Here is an 18,847-nt window from a genome sequence, read left to right on the forward strand (position 1 = left end):
AGGCCATGCTGAAAAAATATATATATCAAATTTTTATTGTAATAGCAGCTGTATTGCTTAGCAGCAATGCCTGGGCACAGGAAAGCATATCGATGTATAATATGAGAACCCTGCCGCAAACAAGCAGATTGAACCCGGCATTTCAAACAGATTATAACGGACACATGGGAGGCCTCATTTCTCCCTTTTCAGGTCAGCTCCTACCCGACCTCGATATAAATTTCCACAGCAGTTCATTTGCGTACAACGATTTTATTTATGGCGGGGACGGGATTTATTCCGATTCTCTGATATGGGCATTTAACTCACATAATGATGCACTGAATTTTGTGGATAAACTTGACAAGGTTAACCACCTTACTATTGGAATAAACAACAACATTCTGAATTTTGGTTTCAGAACAAAAAAACTTTACTGGTCATTCAATGCCACAACACGCACAAATGTGGGTTTAAGTTTCCCAGGAGGTCTAGTCGAATTAATGGTAAAAGGAAATGCGCATCCTGACATTTCGCCCAACATGGACCTTTCCGGATTTGGTGTGGATTTTATGAGTTATCTGGAAGTAGGCCTTGGTGCTTCAATGGAAATAATGCCTGAGCTTAAAGTAGGCATAAAAGCAAAGGCCCTTGCCGGACTTGCCAATGTTGAAACAGTAAAAACCGATCTCTACCTGGATTCATATAATGACTCATTAATATTGCAAAGCGATATACAAATGCGCGCCTCCCAACCTGCATTTATCCTTGAAGACCTTTATTACGATTTTCAGGGCGATTCACTTGTTTCTGAAACCACAGAACTGGAAACAAACGAAATCATTAATAATTTAGGTTATGATTTCAGCAACCCGGGATTTGCCATTGACCTGGGTGCCGAATATGAAATTATGCCCGAATTAAAAGCGTTTGCCAGTGTCACCGATATTGGATTCATACAATGGAACACCAATGTAGCAGAAGTTAGCGGAGGTGGAAAATTCTTTTTTGAGGGTATTGATGGAGTTAATTACATTGATGACAATGATACTACCACCACTGAGCCTGACATTGGTGAAACTTATGAGGACAGCCTGCTCAGAGTGCTTGACATTAAAAAAACTGGTGTAAGCAGCTACAAAACCTGGCTACCAACCAGAGTATACGTGGGAGGTACATATAATATTACAGATGCGATTGGATTCGGCGGACTTTACCGGGGCGTGATTCATGATGGCGAGCTTAATTCAGCCGTTTCAATATCTGCCAATGCCAACACCAATCACATATCGGCAACTATAACATACACCGTTATGGAAGACAATTTCGACAATATCGGAATTGGCTTTGCAGGCCGCTTTGGCCCGGTGCAAATGTACATCATGAGTGACCATGTACTGGAAGAGGTATTCCCGCAAACTGCCCGCGACGTTAACATAAGAATGGGTGTAAACTGGATATTTGGTTACAAAAAAGACAAGGCTGCATTGATTGAATAAAACTGGCACCTGTTCGCTATTGAAGCAACAGGCGTTCGTTAGCGAACAAATATTTAACAATGCATTCAAAGCTATTTCACTACGCGTCAAGCAATAAAAGAATATGGCATCTTAATTGGACATTATAGGTCAGACAATTTTTCTCATAGCTCTCTCTGACCAATCAGCACAACGAAACCGGTCTCTCAGACCGGTTTTTTTTATAAAAGGGCTCTAAAAATTTAATGGTTTTTAAATGAGCATTTTTAATTATTCGAAACAGTCACACTATGCATTTTTAAAAAAACCTATAAAAATCCCCTGATATCTATTGATATGGCGGGTCAGGCTCATAAAATCAAAAGCTACTAATTATTAGAACTATCTATAGTTTAGCAAGATATTCCCGGAATATAGCATTGGGAACAAAACCCTCCGTATCTTTTGCATACTCAGGCTTTATACCTTCTACAAAATACATATCGTATTTTCCGATATTACGGGCTTCAATTTTACCCCTGTATTTACAGGTAAAAAAGTCTTTAATAATTTCATAGGTATCGCCCGAAATATTTATACGTCCGACTTCGCAGGCACTTTCCATGCGACTTGCAATATTAACCGTTTCGCCCCAAATATCGTAAGCAAATTTCTTTTTACCTACAACACCAGCTACGAGATCACCTGTATGCACACCTATACGCAACTCCCACGGATGTCTTCCTTCGGCAATTTTATTATCGTTAATTCTACTGGTAATACGTTGTATTTCCAGCGCTGTAAGCACAATATCAAAGGGATGGCTTCTGTTCCTTATGGGCAAGCCGCCAGCACACATGTAGGCATCGCCAATGGTTTTAATTTTTTCGATGTAGAATTTTTCCAGGATATCGTCAAAAGCGTTGAAGTATTCGCGCAATTCCGACACCAACTGCTTTGGAGACAACTCTTCGCAATAAGCCGTGAAATCCTTGAAATCAGCAAACAAAACCGAAGCAGAACTATAAAACCTTGGCTGTGCTATACCCTGCGATTTTAGTTCCTCTGCGGTTTCAGCAGGTAAAATATTGAGTAATAATTCATCCGATTTCTTACGTTGTTCCTTGACTTCCTCTTCCACCTCTTTGATGCGCGTAATATCGGTTTCAATAGCAATTAACTGTTCGCTACCATAACCTACTCCAAATACGGGTGTCACAACAGATTGAATCCATTTGTGAACGCCCTTTCGGGTTACAAAAGATGAAACAAAAGTTTTTGATTTTCGTGATTGTACAATCTCTTCTACATTAAAAAATTGTTCAACGCCTTCGTGCAAGTCAAATATTGTCTTCTGATATAAAGTTTTAAATTCTTCAAGTGAAAGGTCATAAAAACGGTGAAAAGCATCATTAACCCACTCAATTTTTCCTTTACCATCCATCATGATAACGGAGTTATCGGTTTTGCTTGCCACAAGCGACAACTTTCTGAGCTCATTATTAATGCGCTTAATGTGTGTTATATCTGTATCTATGACCACATATCTTTTCAACTGTCCATCTTCATCAAAAACAGGAGTTAATGTAGATTGCACCCACATTTCACTGCCATCGCGCCTGTAACCCTTGGCAGTATATGTCACAGATTTTTTGAGATGCACGGCCTCATCGAGAATATGACTAATTTTATTGCTGGTACTTGATGTTAAAATCGTTTCGCCACGTTCTGCCATAAATTCCTGTAGTGAATAACCATACATTTTTGTAAACCCTTCATTTATCCACTCCCATCGGCCATCTTTATCGGCAATAAGTACCGCATTATCTGTTTTGCTGGCAACTAACGAAAGCTTTTCAAGCTCATGATTTGCCCGTTCAAGATGCTCTGTTTGCGCCCGCAACTCTTCCTTTTGCTGCTCTACAATCAGTTTTTCATTATTTAAAGCCTCTGTGCGCTCCATTACAGCTTCGCGCAGTTTCCTGTTTCGTTTTTGCAAACTAAGCTGCCGCATATACACGTATAAAGCGATTGCGCTTAACAAGAACACAATAAGTAAAATATAAAATGTATTTGTCTTGTAAAACGGGGTATTTACAACAAATGGTAAATGCAGCGCATATTCCGACCATATTCCACGGCCACTCACAGCCTTGAGTTTAAAGACATATTTACCCGGTGGAAGATAGGTATACTCTGTAACTTGTTGTTTTCTTAAATCGTGCCAATCATCTTTTAATCCTTCCAAAATCCACTGGTATCTGACCTCATCGGGTTGCCACTGATCAATGCCCTTAAAATGAATAGCAACGTTATTACTGTCATAGGGTATAACAGGAGCCCTGTTCCAGTCAATACGGTCAGAATTTTTATAGGTGACAACAGGTAGTTTTTGCTCCTGGTATGAAAAACCTGTAATCATCAATCGTGGGGCAATATTGGGTGGGCTGTACTCCTCTGGCACAAATCGGGTAACCCCTTTAACAGTTCCAACCCACAAACCATGTTGCAATGTATCCAAAAACATGGCATTACGATTACATTCTACTCCTATAAAACCATCACCTGAAGACAACACCTGTACCTGTTCAGCAACAGACTGGTTTGTTAGCTGCACAGAGGCTATACCTTTATCTGTACCGAGCCACAAATTATTGGTTTCCTTGTCATAAATCAGGCCATACACATTTTGAGAATTTAACTGATGATTCAATGACATCGGCTTTACTTCGCCATTTTTAATACACCCTATGCCCCCGCCAAATAAGCCATACCAAATTATACCATTCGCATCCTCTGTAAGGGTAAATACTTGCTGATATTCAGCCTGTTCCTGGAGATTAAACAGCTCGTATTTAATATTTGACGAAGTTTCAGTCAGGAAGGCTTCCAGGTCCTTCTTATGAATTTTAACAATTCCGGAAGAAGCAGTAGCCAGCCACAAATTGCCTGAATGGTCGAAAAACATATAGTTAATGTGATTGTCGGGAAGGCCATTTTTCACTGATATTTGCAGCCACTCATGCTTATGGTACACAAACAGCCCCTTGTCGCGACTGGAGATTAAAAGATTATTGTTTGCATCTTTAGTGAGGTATAATAAATTATTGCTCAACGGAGAGTTTGACGAATTGTAGTTGGATATTTTACCTGAAGCGAGATTCATCTTTACAAGTCCATTGGTGCGTGATGCCATCCACAAAGTTTTGGGTTCAGTTATTTCAATCGCATAATAGGTGTTTGATGGAAGTCCGTCACGCATATCGAACACCTGTACTTTTTTTTCAGTTTTTTTAATAACCCCATTCCCATAAGATGCAAACCAAAGCGCATTATTGTAGCGCATAATATCCATGATTGCACTTCCAGATTTTCGTTGATTAAAAGTATAATGGACAAACTGAAAGCCTGAAAAACGGTTTAATCCGGAGCCATCGGTACCCACCCACAATAAACCATATTGATCCTTTAATAGGGCGGTTGTATAGTTACTTGATAAACCATTTTCTTCTGTCAGATATTTTATTTGCTTATCGGCATATTGGCCCAATCCTTTACCATAAATACTTAACCAAACAACATCATTATTTTCATCAATGAAGATATCGTTAATTAAATTATCTGTTCTGACTTCAAAATGCTTCGCCTTATTGTTCATATTTAAGCTATAAAGCATCTGTCCCGACCCAACCCACAAAGTATCGTTTTTACAAGAGATTGCTGTAACATTATTGATATCTGAGAGCAACTCCATTTGATTATTTTTATAAACCCAAATGCCTTTTTCTATAGTTGCCACCAATAATTGGGTTTCAAAAAAGCACAAATCTGTAATTGTAGCATTTCCAAAGTTATGAATGGGTGACAGTGCTGAATCGCCTGTTGCTTTATAAATACTCCCATTTTCAGCGGCTGTAAAAACACTATTTTGATTGCCGGTAATTTGCACCATTGCAGTTTTGGTAAGCTCGGGCAACATAAGTCGTTTTACTTTATTATTACTGATAACATTAACGCCTCCTCTTTGCAAAGCACACCATACCGCATCATTCTGATCTACATAGAGATCTAAAACCTGATGGTGGGACATGCCCTGCGCCAATCCGTAGTTTTTAAATTCCCGTCCATCAAAGCAATCTATTCCTCCACCATAGGTAGCCAGCCATATATTTCCGCAATGATCGTCATCAATGGCGGTAACCTGTGATTGAGCCAGGCCATCGTCGACGAAAAAAGTCCGGAAATTGAGGACTTGCCCAAAACCATGGTTAAGGAATACAAAAATAAGTGCTATAAAAGCTAAAGACCTTGTCATATAAACACTTCGTAAGTCTATAAATTTAAGAATAATCAGACAACTAAAAGATTACCCCAGGAGATGACAATCGGTTTTTTGACAAGTAGCTTTAAGAAATAGACGAATGACAGATAAACGAGGACAAAAAAACTGAGCTAAAATATTCAATAAGCGCAACATTAATAGAAACACACTCCTGATTTTGGAGTATCAGTTAAAGCTCAGAATTACGATTTATTTGGTTCTAATTTTCACTTTTAACAAGAAAAAGTAGCTCTCGTTATCATCTAAAGGAAGGAACTGATAATCAAGGCGCTCACCTGTTTTCCTTGCAATATCAATTAACCCTAAGCCGGCGCCACCTTTATCTGACAGAGCCCCTTCGCGGATCTGTTTTTTGTACAGCGCTTTTAGCTCCTCTTTGGTCATGTTGTTGATCTCATCAATAGATTGCTTCAGTTCGTCTATACGTTCTTTATAGATTTTATTGGCAGTAATAATATTCCAATGCTCGTCGGTTTTCCCAACAATGAACATACCATTACCAATTCTATCATCAGGATCGTGTTCATCAGAATGTTTGGTCATATTCTGAAGAGTTTCAACCATTACATGAAATACTTTACGACGAATTGCCCTGTCTTCATTGGCTTTTTCCATATTTTGGTCAGCCATAGAGGTAAACATTTTCATTATATCATGGCTGAATTCACCTTCGTAAACAAGAGAGAATCCGTTTGAAATCATTTCATCATGTAGGGAAAGTACTGTTTTAATGAAATTGAATTTTGTACTCATAGTATCATTACGCTTATTATTATGAATATTTGTAAAAATACAAATTTTTCAATTCATCCAACAAAAAATTACCGTTGATCCGTTTTTTTTAACGATTAATTTTCAGAATATCGTAGGCTACTCCATATTCAACGAAGTCTGCTTTTCCAAATCGGGATTTCAGACCCCCATAAACCCTCAGATTATCTGTTACGAGCACTTCGAGCAGCCAGCGGTTATAAATGTCGCGATTTACGGCTGAATATAAATACACACCAAACTCAAAAGAAAAATATACCGGATGCATATTGAGCATATAGCCGGCCTGCGCCCCAAGCGACCAGTATTCATAAGCTTTGACATCAAACTCACTTAGCGGAATTTTTCCTTCATAATCTGACCGCCAAAGCATTTTCTTTGATGCACCATCGTAAAACAGAGAAAGGCCTGCGCCATAAGAAAACCCTGGCCGATATTTCCGCCACACGTTAATGTGCCAGTCGCTTACAATATACTTTATGCGATCAACCGGACGCTCTTCTTTGTAACCGCCACTGCCATATGCTGTTATTCTTAATTGTTTAGTTGGGCTTTTTGTCTTATGGTTAAGTTGCAAAGAATCAGAAAAAAGGTACTCCCAATTTAACGACAGATATAAAGTATTGATTCCCCAATTGGGCAGAGAGCTATTCCCATTTGATAAATGAAAAAGCCCACCGTTAATACCCACATTATGTCTGGCAGAAATTTTATAGCCAACTCCTGTGGCTACTCTTAAAAAAGCATTCGTAACCGACCCGTTGACAATATTCAGGGGATTTTTTTCTTCATCATAAGGATTGTCAATAAATCCAACTCCTGCACCTAAATCATAATGCCAACTCCAACGTTTACCGTTCAAAAAATCAGATCCAATAAATAGATACAGCGCATGAGAATTGCCCAGAATATCGCTACCAAGTCTGGCATATTGATATCCCACTCCATATCTCGGATAATTAAGGTCAATGTGCCAGTCGCGTGAACCATCACTATTCAGGCCAATCTTGAAATTGGTTCCAGCCGGGGGATATTCCAATAAATAATTAATGGCTTTATGATGTGCCCAGGTATTTCCGGTTAAAAGTTCAGCATCAATAAAAAACCTGTCTGAAAGGCTTATAGCTTGTTGAGCTTTGCCTTGAACAATGATAAAAAATAAAATGAGAATTATATATAATTTATTACTCATCCTCAATTAGTATAAGTTCGCCATTTCCCAATATTTCACCTTCATGAACCGGATTACCCTTTACTGTAATATTACCATTTCTGATAATGCGATAATATAAACTATCAGAAACCCAGGAAGACACATCCATGACAGACTGCTGAATAATGTATGCATTTTTTACTTTAAAATCAATAGCGTCTATCTGTGTTTCTCCCTTGTTGTACATTTCCAGCTTATTACAAACCCCAGATATCTCCATCAGTCCAACTGAATTATACACATCAACCTTGGCCTTATTGACATCCAGCATCATTTTAGCCTCGAAAACATCGCCATGCATATAAAAGTTAAAATTATTGACCTGAATGGTATCTTTACAAAAAAAGGCCCCTGCCTCTTTAATATCTACATAGTTTACAGAATTATTATATAAATGTATTTCGGGTAGTCGCAAGTCGGTGTACCACTGCCCCCCAAATTTATTATCGATGGTTATTCTTTGGTTTTCAAGATTAGTAGTTATGTCTGACAGGTGTTTGGCGTAATAATATACTTTTATTGCAGGCGTATCGCTGTAATGGTAATATACGTTTGCAATACTATTTAGAACAACCTTCTGATAATCGCCGATATTTCTTTGTTCGCCGGTCCAGTCTCCCTCATCATAAATCAAATCACATGATGACAACGCCCAGAAAACTAAAAGTAAAGCACTAACCCTGCTGAACTTCGTAAATATAGATACTTTGATTGACATTATGTTTTGGATTCAATTTATAAAGCAATTGGTCCAGCAGACCAGGCTTAATTGTTTTTTGATAAATAAGGTCAGGAATATATGGTTTTAACCGTTGAATCCTTTCATCGAGTCGCTTTTGTCCTACAAACAAAACATAATCAGGGATCTTAGCTGTATCGTTCATGAAATAGCGCGGTGTAGATAAAACAAACTCATAATTTGACCGTTGCTCAAGTTCAATATCTTCAGCATATTCCTTATAATCGGGCAGTTTGTACATATTAATCCATTTCTCCATGTAAAATAGCGGCATGGATTTTACAGACTCCCGGTTTGAGTCTTCTATCAGAATATCAGAAATCTCGTTTTTATGTTTTTGCAGAAAGAGCATACTTTCAACAGGAGAGCGCTTAGAATACATTGTTGATACCGGCAATATCATTGCAAAATTTATTACCCAAAAAAATATGACCATACTACGGTATAAACCCGGATGATTATTCCAGAAAACTGACTTTTGCAAAATCTGATTCCATCCAATTACACCTGCTATGACAATAAATGGGAATACTGCCATTATATTACGCTCATGTTGTTGTATTGAGAATGAGAAATAGAGGAACATGAGGAATGCAGGTAAGAACAACATTAAATTCAACTTTGCACTTCTGAACCATCCCATTAACCAAAAAACACTGATAGGTGGGATCATTACGACCAGCAGCATAACCACATACATGGAAAATATTGTTCGATTGGGTTTGGTAAATGGAATCTCGAGTTTGCTCAAAAAGGTAGTAAATTCAGCAAAAGGTTGCTGCCAAATATAATAATCGACTACGCCCTGTAAAATTCCTGCAGATATCATCAAACCCAAAAATGCGACAAGCATTACCCTCCAGCGCTTCCTGGTAGCCAACACAATAAAGTAACCCCCAATAAATATAAAAATGAAAAACCATATGGAAAATGCAATTCCAAGCACTAATCCGGAAAGGAAGGCCCATTTTAATGGTTTGTCGCGATATTGCGGCCTAAGCATAAACCATATTGCCAGCATTAGAAAGGGGACAGCGAAAAATTCTGCCAGATTATGCACACTTACAAATGGTAAAATCCAAAAAGTTGCGATAAGCAATCCCACATAACGCGCCATATCTTTATTGCTTACCAGGTGGGTAATTCGGTAAGCATAATTCACCACCAGAAGCGAAAACAAGGCATGCAGCAGCCTGATAATAAGCATTTTTGAGTTTGCATTCATAATTCCAATGGCTTCAAAGCCGCTGAAAAGAAGATAATGCAGCCCCACATAAGTAAAACTATTACCAATTGGTCCGGTTGTAAACTCATCATCATGCGATGGCAGCCAATTTTGGTAGGTTGTACCATCAATCCAGGCCTGAGCAGTCTCTATAACCATAAAATGGTCATCGTGCACAGCATATCCCTGAGAAAATATTACAGCCAACAACCTGAAAGCCAGGGCTATTAATATAATTACCCTTAGCGGCTTACGTGACCATATGCTGGTAAAACTTCTCATAGACTTTTGGGTTATGCTTTGGATGGTTGAATATTACCCACATAGTTAAAGGGTGTAATTTTTTTCAGTTCATTTTTCACCTGATCGTTCACCCCCAACTGATCGATAAAAGCATGAATCGATTCCTGGGTTATTTTTTCATTTTTACGTGTAAGATCTTTTAATTTTTCATATGGTTTCTCAACTCCTTCGCGACGGAGAATGGTTTGAATGGCTTCTGCCACTACAGCCCAATTTTCTTCAAGGTCGTAATCAAGTTTCTGCTCGTTAAGTATGAGTTTATCGACTCCTTTAAGCAGCGAGTGTAAAGCAATAATAGTATGTGCAATAGGAACACCAATATTCCGAATTACGGTAGAATCTGTCAAATCGCGCTGCAACCTTGAAATGGGCAATTTGGCAGAGAGATGCTCGAACAATGCATTAGCTACACCAAGATTTCCCTCTGCGTTTTCAAAATCAATGGGATTAACTTTATGTGGCATTGCAGAAGATCCTACTTCACCTGCTTTTATTTTCTGCTTAAAATAATCCATAGAAATATATTGCCACATATCACGGCTAAAATCAATTAATATGGTATTTATCCGTTTTAGAATATCGAATATGGCACCCATATCATCATAATGAGATATCTGTGTGGTAGTCTGCAACCGTTCCAGCTCAAGGTGTTTACTTACAAAGGCATTGGCAAACTCCACCCAATCGATATGAGGATAAGCCACGTAATGTGCATTAAAATTACCCGTCGCCCCGCCAAATTTTGCATTGGCAGGTATCTCTTTCAATAAATTGTATTGTTTAAATACCCTTTCTATAAACACCCTGATCTCTTTTCCCAGTGCTGTTGGTGAGGCAGGTTGACCATGTGTACGGGCCAGCATAGTACGGTCTTTCCAAAGAATTGCCTTGTCTTCAAGTTCTTCCATTAAACCTTCGAGCAGCGGATAATAGAGTTTATTTACAGCATCTCTCATAGCTGCCGGAAAAGCTGTATTATTGATATCCTGCGAAGTAAGTCCGAAATGAATAAATTCCAGGTATTGATCGATATTTTGCCCCTGAAGGCGTTCCTTAATGTAATACTCGACGGCTTTCACATCGTGATTTGTAGTACGCTCAATCTCTTTAACGCGTGCAGCTTCTTCCGGTGTAAAGCTTTGATATAGCATCCGCAAATTATCGAACAAATTATGATCAAAATCTTTTAACTGGGGCAAAGGCAATTCGCACAAGGCAATGAAATATTCAATTTCTACCCATACACGATATTTTATAATAGCATATTCCGACAGGTACTCCTGTAAACCCTTAGTTTTAACATGATAGCGTCCATCAATAGGCGAAACGGCCATAAGTGCGGATTTTTCCATATTCAGTAGTTTTTGCACAAAAATAGAAAATTAATCGGCAGAATTACAAGTCTGCATAAGTAAAAGCAATGCATCAATAAAAAAGGCTGCCTTTTTAGAGCAGCCTCTTTCTACATTCTTAAAGTATGATTTATCGTTTCCTGCGGAATAGCATAACCAATACAATCAGGGCCAAAATAATAATGGCACCAATCATAATATTCATATTGGTTTTGCTAATGTTTACCATAGCAGCTTTTTCTTTTTTCTCAGGTACATTATCCTGACCCAATACAAGGAATTGATCATCTGTTTTTTCAACCACTGTACGGTACCACCACTCCGGGTATCCTGGTTGTTCTAGATCAATAACTCCGGTGCCGTTAGTCAGGAATTCACCATTTTCCTCTTTCTTAACGTTTCCATCAACATATTTCATCATTATGAATTGAAATAGCTCTTTCCAACGCTCAAATGTGTATTGACCGGCATTGATAGAATAATCAGAAACCATTTTTGTAGCTCTGTATGGCGAGCTTTGGTAAAGCGCTTTGGCTTTTTGATCGATTTCAGCCACTTCTTTTTTGAACTTCTCATCTAATTCGTTCATAGCTTCGCGAATATCAGGTTCAATCATATTGTAACGCAAATATGCAAAGTTCGACACCATGTTAAAAATCCAGAACGCGGATGTTTCTGACCATTCATACATACTTCCGTTGCCTTCGCGAAAAGCCTCAGGAGCTTTTTTCATTCCGGCATAAAAAGGCACATATACTGATGTAGCAGCATCATCAACGCTAAACCAGTTAATTCCACCAATTGGATCGGGCAACCAGCTACGTGACTGTGTTACAAAAGAAAACCCGGTTTGCTGCGTAGCAGTGGCCCTTTCATTGCAATACTCAACTGAATCTACTTCCCAGGTTAACGGACGCCAGCGATATGGACGCTCAAATGGACCTGCTCCAATATCTTTGCGCATATCCAGTGGTGTACCTTCGAGGTGGTCGCGCATAAAATCCTGTACATCGTGCGCAGACAATTTATTCTCTGGTTTAATCCACAGTGGCATGCGGTTGGTTGCAATACCTTGCTCGTTTTTCTCTATTTTACCACTGGCATAATCAAAGTATTGTTCCATGTCGGGATTGATATCTTTGAAAAATGACCAAACACGCATTTCGCAAAAACGGGCTCCGCCGAAAGTCAGGGGAGCATAAACATCTGAGAAACTAAAATCCTTATCTTCACCTTCATAGTAACCTTTTTCTTTAGCAAAAGAAATTACGTCAGGTGAATGAAAAGTAGTTTGTTCTTTATTGAACCAATCATTTTTTTCCTGAATGGGAAAAGTGGTAATACGCGCCTGGTTGGCATGAGCCGACACATAACCATCAGGGATTTGGCGGGCTACATAAACAATACCCTTGTTTCCCGGTCCTTTTCCAATGATTTCCATGATCCATACTTCATTCTTATCAGCAATAGATAATGATTCACCGGAACTATAATATCCATATTCTGAGGTTAGTTCAACCATTGTTTTGATGGCTTCGCGAGCCGTTTTGGCACGTTGAAGCGTTAGGTAAATTAAGCTGCCATAATCAATGATCCCGGTTGTATCGCGAAGTTCGCTCCTTCCACCATAAGTTGTTTCGCCAATTGCCAATTGATGTTCATTCATATTTCCGACCACAGCATAAGTATGTTCAACCTGGTCAATTTCTCCAAGATATTTCCCGGTATCCCATTCATAAACTTTTACTTTACTGCCCTTTGGATAATCGGCAGCTGGTCTGAAATACAATTCACCATAAAGTACATGGGAATCTGCGGCATAACTAATAATGTTAGAACCATCGGTAGAAGCACCTTTGGTTACCAGGAAATTGGTACAGGCATCAGCCGGCAAAAAGGCAAAGGCCGTAACAAAAAGGGCCAGAATCGATGCAATAATTGTTCTTCTCATTGGTCTATATTTAATTGTTTATAATGTCAATAGCAACAAAAATAGAAAAAATATTATCAATACCTTATCTCAGAAGATAAGTGTGCAGATATGGACATAAAATTTCTACCCTACAAAATAACCTCACGCACATTCAACAAATATTTTCAATAGTAAGCATAATCAGCAGCAGCCCAAAAAAAAGCAGGGAATTCATTTTTCTTAAAAAAAATAGCGAGATATTCCTGTTTAATATTTTGAAAAAAACCGTATCTTAGCACAGCATTGCACAAAATCCGGATTAAGGCGGGATTTGTGCATATTTTTTGGCCGGACATCCGGCGCAACCAGCATTTGTAAGAAATTGTAAAATCTTTTGACATGAAAATTGATGTGCTACTTGGCCTGCAATGGGGCGATGAAGGAAAAGGAAAAGGTGTGGATTTGCTCACACCCAGGTATGATGTAATAACCCGTTTTCAGGGAGGACCAAATGCAGGTCACTCGTTGGAATTCCATGGTAAAAAGCACATTTTACATCTCATACCTTCAGGCATTTTTCATGATAGCATTAACCTTATTGGTAATGGAGTAGTCATTGATCCCGTAAAATTCATGGATGAGATTTACAATCTAAAAAAACTTGGTATTGATCCCGAAAGCAAACTGCTCATATCGCGCAAAGCGCACTTAATTTTACCAACGCATCGCATACTGGATGCCGCCATTGAGGCTGCAAAAGGCAAAGAAAAAATTGGATCGACTTTACGCGGCATCGGGCCAACGTATCGCGATAAAATTGGTCGTGACGGGCTACGCGTTGGTGACATAGAAACAGCCGACTTTAAGCAAAAATATGAAAGGCTTAAAGCCAAGCATGAGCTGTTGCTGGGCCAGTATGATTTTGAATATGACCTTAAGGAAGATGAAAAAGCATGGTTTGAAGCCATTGAAACCATGAAAAATTTTGAGTTGGTAAATTCCGAATATCGTATCAACCAATATATTGAACAGGACAAAAAAATACTGGCAGAAGGTGCTCAGGGCACACTGCTCGATGTAGACTTTGGCTCCTATCCTTTCGTTACTTCCTCCAACACAACCATAGGTGGAGCATGCACAGGGATGGGTATTGCGCCACAAACAATTGGAAATGTAATTGGTATTGTTAAGGCTTACTGCACACGAGTGGGATCGGGTCCATTCCCTTCAGAACTACATGATAATGACGGGCAGCAACTTAGAGACAAAGGTGCCGAATACGGTTCAACAACTGGTCGCCCGCGCCGATGTGGCTGGCTCGATTTGGTAGCGCTAAAGTATGTGGTTATGCTAAATGGCGTAACTGAAATTATTCTGACCAAAGCAGACGTGCTGGATGAATTTGAGACAATTCAAATTTGTACAGCCTACAAAATAAATGGTAAAGAGACTACAGAACTACCTTTTGACATCAACACCCCAATAGAACCCGTTTACACAGAACTAAAAGGCTGGAATACACAGATTAAAGAAATGCGCAAACCAGAGGAATTGCCCGGGGCATTCAATGATTATTTAAAATTTATTGAAGACTACATTAATGTGCCTGTAAGCATTGTCTCTGTTGGACCAGACCGCGACGCAACCATTTACATGAAGTAAGCAAAGTAATTGCGTTGAAGGTATCTGAATTGGCATATTCTAAAATTATGCCTTAACAATCGCCATATCTAAGCCCAAAGAAAAAAAAGCTATCCGAAAAAATTCAGGGTCTGGGCAGATACACAAAAAATTCAGATCCCTTACCCTCTTGACTTTGTACTTTAATTTTGCCACCGTGCTTAGTTATAAATTCTTTGCTCAAAAGCAAGCCTAATCCGGTTCCTTTTTCCTGGTTTGTGCCAGGTGTTGTAACCTTTTCAGAAATTTTAAAAAGTTTTTTCTGGGTTTCATTTGGCATTCCTACCCCAAAATCCTTCACCGATATAATTATGTTTTTATTTTTTTCCAAAGCGCCTATCTCTATTTTACCACCTTTATGGCTAAACTTAATTGCATTTGATATTAAATTTCTCAAGATGGTATTAATCATATTGACATCTCCATATGCTTCAAGTTCAGGCGGGATCTGCACATCAGTGCGTATGTTTTTCTCTAATATCTGACTGTAGAGTCCGGTTATACATTCATCAACTAAATGGGATAGTTTAAATAGACCAGGATCAAATTTTGTGCGGTTCATCTGCGAACCAGCCCATTCTAGCAAATTCTGAAGCAATTTATATGAGTTTCTACTTGATTTATAAATATTACCAGCATATTGCTTTATCGTTTCTTTATCGTATTTATCAATTTTGGTGTATAAAAAATTAGAGAAACCCATAATCGCATTGAAAGGATTTTTCAAATCATGCGATATTATTGAAAAGAATTTATCTTTTGTGGCATTTAATTCTTCGAGTTCTTTGCTTCGATTGGTAAGATCCTGCTTTGCCTGCCTCAATTCTTTTTCGACTTCCTTTAATTTACTAACATCAATCGCCAATTGAAAATGGGCCTGCCTGCCATCAACCCATCTTATTGGGCGATCAATTATATAAAAGTCTTTTTTTAGCGATTCGTTAAAGTGCTCCCAATAACATGACTTATTTTTTGTGAAAATTTCATCATGTTTGCAAAAAGAACAGGGTTCATCGTTGTTTTGCAAAGCCCTGAAGCATTTTTCACCCGAAATATTGTGTCCTACAACCTCATTAACAGCCTGATTAGCAAATAATATTTCATAGGTATGCTTATCTGCCACATAGATAGGCTCTGTAATGCTGTTCAAGAGTGAGAGAAACTGTTCCCGCTCTGTCTTCAGTATCTCATTACTCTCATTAAGTTTTTCGTTTATTACGTTTAATTCTTCATAAGCAGAATTTAGTTCTTCCAAATTAACTTCCAGTTCATGATTTAATTCAGCAACCCTGAACTCATCTTCTTTTCTGCTTGTAATATTTTCCTTTATAGCAATATAACCTATGTGTTTACCTTCCTGAAACAAAGGTGCCATTGTAGCTCGTTCCCAGAAATGTGTGCCGTTTTTGTGTTTATTGATAAACTCACCGGTCCATACATTGCCGCTGGCAATAGTTTCCCACATTTCTTTATAGACTTCCGGTGATGTTTTTTCTGATTTCAATATCCTGGGATTCTCTCCTATTGCTTCTTCAACTGTGTAACCTGTTAATTCAGCAAATTTCGGATTTACATATTCAATTGTGCCATCCAAATCAGTAATTACTACAGATGTAGGACTTTGTTCTACAGCTGTCTGAAAGCGATTTGCTTCGTATCTTGCTTTTACCTTTTCTTCAATATCAAATATTACTGAATGCAAAATTATTCCTGTTTTTGTATTAACAGGATGACTGTAGACTTCCACATTCCTTACTTCCCCATTTTTCAACCTGTGTCTGAATAAAAAGTAATTTCTTTTCTGAGTTTTAGCTTTCTGGATTTCAGCTGCTATTTCATCTTCACTTAAAATATTAATTTCTGATATTTTCATACTCAGCATTTCCCGCGCACTATAACCGTAATAATTTAGAGCTCCGTCATTGGCATCAAGGATATTTCCAGTTGCAGAGTCAATAAGTAAACCTATTGTTTTACTTTCGCTAAAAACACGCTTGTAATCAATTTGCGTTATTGAATCGCCATTACCTGATGCTGTTCGGGCAAACTCCTCAACAGTTTTATAAAGCGCACTATTACGTTCCTCGCTAAACTGTTTCAGTATTTCATTTAACTTTTCCATCATAACTACCGGAGTTATTTTCAGCTGAACCTAAACTATAAATATAAAAATATTAAATTAAATACATAGCTCACCCGGGAATAAAAAGGCCACCATGGAAAGTCCATAGTGGCCGTTCAATTTTTTTAATAATAATCTTATGCCTTCTCCAGCTCAACTGTAAAGTGGCGCATTATTGGGGCTTCATTCTTTATTTTGTAGCCTTTGGCAATTGTATGCCGCCTGTCATAAACATTTTTAGCAGCAGCAGCAATTACATCTATATGGTTATTGGTATACACCCTTCTGGGGATGGCCAAACGCAGTAATTCCATTTTGGGGTAACGGTTTTCGCGCGTATCGGGATCACGGTCAGCCAACAGAGTTCCAATTTCTACACCTCTTATTCCAGCCTCAAGATATAATTCAATTCCCAGGGTTTGCGCTATATATTCCTCTTTTGGCACATTTGGCAAAACCTTTCTGGCATCAATAAATATAGCATGTCCGCCAGCCGGACGCTGATATGGAACGTTATACTCATCAAGCTTTTGCCCCAAATAAGCTACCTGCCTGATACGGGTTTCGAGGTATTCAAATTCGGTTCCTTCGTCGAGCCCAACAGCAAGCGCATTCATATCGCGGCCACTCATACCTCCATATGTTATAAAGCCTTCGAACATAATATTATAAGTCGAAGCCTTTTTAAAAACTTCTTCATCTCTGAAACAGACAAAACCACCCATATTAACTATGGCATCTTTTTTTGACGACATTGTGGCATAGTGGGCATACTGGTACATTTCCAAAACAATTTCTTTAATGGACTTGTCTGCATATCCCTGCTCGCGAGTTTTAATAAAGTAGGCATTTTCTGCAAAACGTGCAGAATCAAACAGCAGTTTCACTCCATATTTATCAGCCATTTCAGCCACTCCCTTAATGTTGGCCATTGAAACAGGCTGCCCGCCAGCAGTATTGTTGGTCAGTGTAACCACAATAAATGGTATTTTTTCCCGGGGGGTATCTTTCAGTACATCCTCCAGCTTGGTTAAGTCAATATTACCTTTAAAAGGATGCTCATTTTCAGGATCAAAAGCTTCGTCAATGGTGCAGTCTATGGCATGTGCACTCCGAAACTCAATATGTCCTTTGGTTGTATCGAAATGGCTGTTGCCCGGAACAATATCTCCGGATTTAACCAAAACAGAGAAAAGCACATTTTCAGCAGCGCGTCCCTGATGAGTTGGTAGGAAATGATCAAAACCCAGAATATCTTTGAGCGCCTTTTTCATGTTGTAATAACTCCTTGCTCCGGCATACGACTCGTCGCCAGTCATCATAGCAGCCCATTGTTGGTCGCTCATGGCACCGGTTCCGGAATCGGTAAGTAAATCGATATAAACCTGCTCACTTTTAAGATTAAATAAATTATATCGTGCGTCTTTTATCCAATTTTCACGCTCTTCGCGTGTGCTTTTACGGATCGACTCCACCATTTTTATTTTATAGGATTCAGCAAATGGAATATCCATAATTATGATATTTTATAAGTTTATAATTTTTTGATAAGAAAATAATCGGAGGGAGAAAAACTACTAATAGTGAAAAACATCGCGGCGCTTAATATTCAAATAGCGCGTGGCAGCCAGAACGGTTATGTCATTTTTCACATCCATATTTGAAAGCAAAATTATTGATTTGTTACTTTTTTTCAAAGATATTAAACTTAAAATCCATATTTTTGTTGGTAATGCTTTTAAAACCCGAGAA

Annotated in this window: 11 protein-coding genes; 2 read left to right on the plus strand and 9 right to left on the minus strand. The window is 38.5% G+C overall.

The window, feature by feature from the left end; genetic code table 11:
- Positions 1-5 precede the first annotated feature (5 nt).
- Entirely contained in the window at positions 6-1,478 is a 1,473-nt protein-coding gene (locus VJ937_RS05075; protein ID WP_324065810.1) for a DUF5723 family protein, read from the plus strand.
- Positions 1,479-1,842: 364 nt separating this feature from the next.
- Here VJ937_RS05075 and VJ937_RS05080 read toward each other — a convergent pair whose 3' ends face one another.
- The 7 genes from VJ937_RS05080 to VJ937_RS05110 all read right to left on the minus strand — a co-directional run bounded on the left by VJ937_RS05080 (position 1,843) and on the right by VJ937_RS05110 (position 13,332).
- On the minus strand, positions 1,843-5,751 hold the full coding sequence (locus tag VJ937_RS05080) for an adenylate/guanylate cyclase domain-containing protein (protein ID WP_324065811.1): 3,909 nt from the start codon (positions 5,749-5,751) through the stop codon (positions 1,843-1,845).
- A gap of 216 nt (positions 5,752-5,967) precedes the next feature.
- Positions 5,968-6,531, minus strand: a complete 564-nt coding sequence (locus tag VJ937_RS05085; protein WP_057952200.1) for a SiaB family protein kinase — start codon at positions 6,529-6,531, stop codon at positions 5,968-5,970.
- 88 nt (positions 6,532-6,619) lie between these two features.
- Complete coding sequence (locus VJ937_RS05090) at positions 6,620-7,741, minus strand: acyloxyacyl hydrolase (protein ID WP_324065812.1); 1,122 nt, start codon at positions 7,739-7,741, stop codon at positions 6,620-6,622.
- Positions 7,734-8,480: a GIN domain-containing protein gene (locus tag VJ937_RS05095; RefSeq protein ID WP_324065813.1), complete on the minus strand. Its 747-nt coding sequence runs from the start codon at positions 8,478-8,480 to the stop codon at positions 7,734-7,736. The genes VJ937_RS05090 and VJ937_RS05095 overlap by 8 nt, the downstream gene beginning before the upstream one ends.
- Positions 8,437-10,008 (minus strand): glycosyltransferase family 39 protein, encoded by a 1,572-nt coding sequence (locus tag VJ937_RS05100; RefSeq protein ID WP_324065814.1) that lies wholly within the window; start codon positions 10,006-10,008, stop codon positions 8,437-8,439. Before VJ937_RS05100 ends, VJ937_RS05095 begins: the two co-directional genes overlap by 44 nt.
- An 11-nt stretch (positions 10,009-10,019) precedes the next feature.
- Entirely contained in the window at positions 10,020-11,381 is a 1,362-nt protein-coding gene (gene purB, locus VJ937_RS05105; protein WP_324065815.1) for an adenylosuccinate lyase, read from the minus strand.
- 130 nt (positions 11,382-11,511) lie between these two features.
- Positions 11,512-13,332 carry a dipeptidase gene (locus VJ937_RS05110; protein WP_324065816.1) on the minus strand — a complete coding sequence of 607 codons (1,821 nt, stop codon included), beginning with the start codon at positions 13,330-13,332 and terminating at the stop codon, positions 11,512-11,514.
- Between the two features lie 360 nt (positions 13,333-13,692).
- Between VJ937_RS05110 and VJ937_RS05115 the strand changes: the two genes are divergently transcribed.
- Entirely contained in the window at positions 13,693-14,955 is a 1,263-nt protein-coding gene (locus VJ937_RS05115) for an adenylosuccinate synthase (protein WP_324065817.1), read from the plus strand.
- 103 nt (positions 14,956-15,058) lie between these two features.
- Here the strand turns inward: VJ937_RS05115 and VJ937_RS05120 are convergent, their stop codons facing one another.
- Both VJ937_RS05120 and VJ937_RS05125 read right to left on the minus strand, forming a co-directional pair.
- Positions 15,059-17,098, minus strand: coding sequence for a PAS domain S-box protein (locus VJ937_RS05120; RefSeq protein ID WP_324065818.1), 2,040 nt, complete (start codon positions 17,096-17,098; stop codon positions 15,059-15,061).
- A 134-nt stretch (positions 17,099-17,232) separates the two neighbouring features.
- Positions 17,233-18,609: a tryptophanase gene (locus VJ937_RS05125; protein WP_324065819.1), complete on the minus strand. Its 1,377-nt coding sequence runs from the start codon at positions 18,607-18,609 to the stop codon at positions 17,233-17,235.
- Between the last annotated feature and the right edge of the window lie 238 nt (positions 18,610-18,847).

It is taken from the genome of Salinivirga sp. (genome assembly GCF_035268865.1).
Lineage (GTDB): Bacteria > Bacteroidota > Bacteroidia > Bacteroidales > Salinivirgaceae > Salinivirga.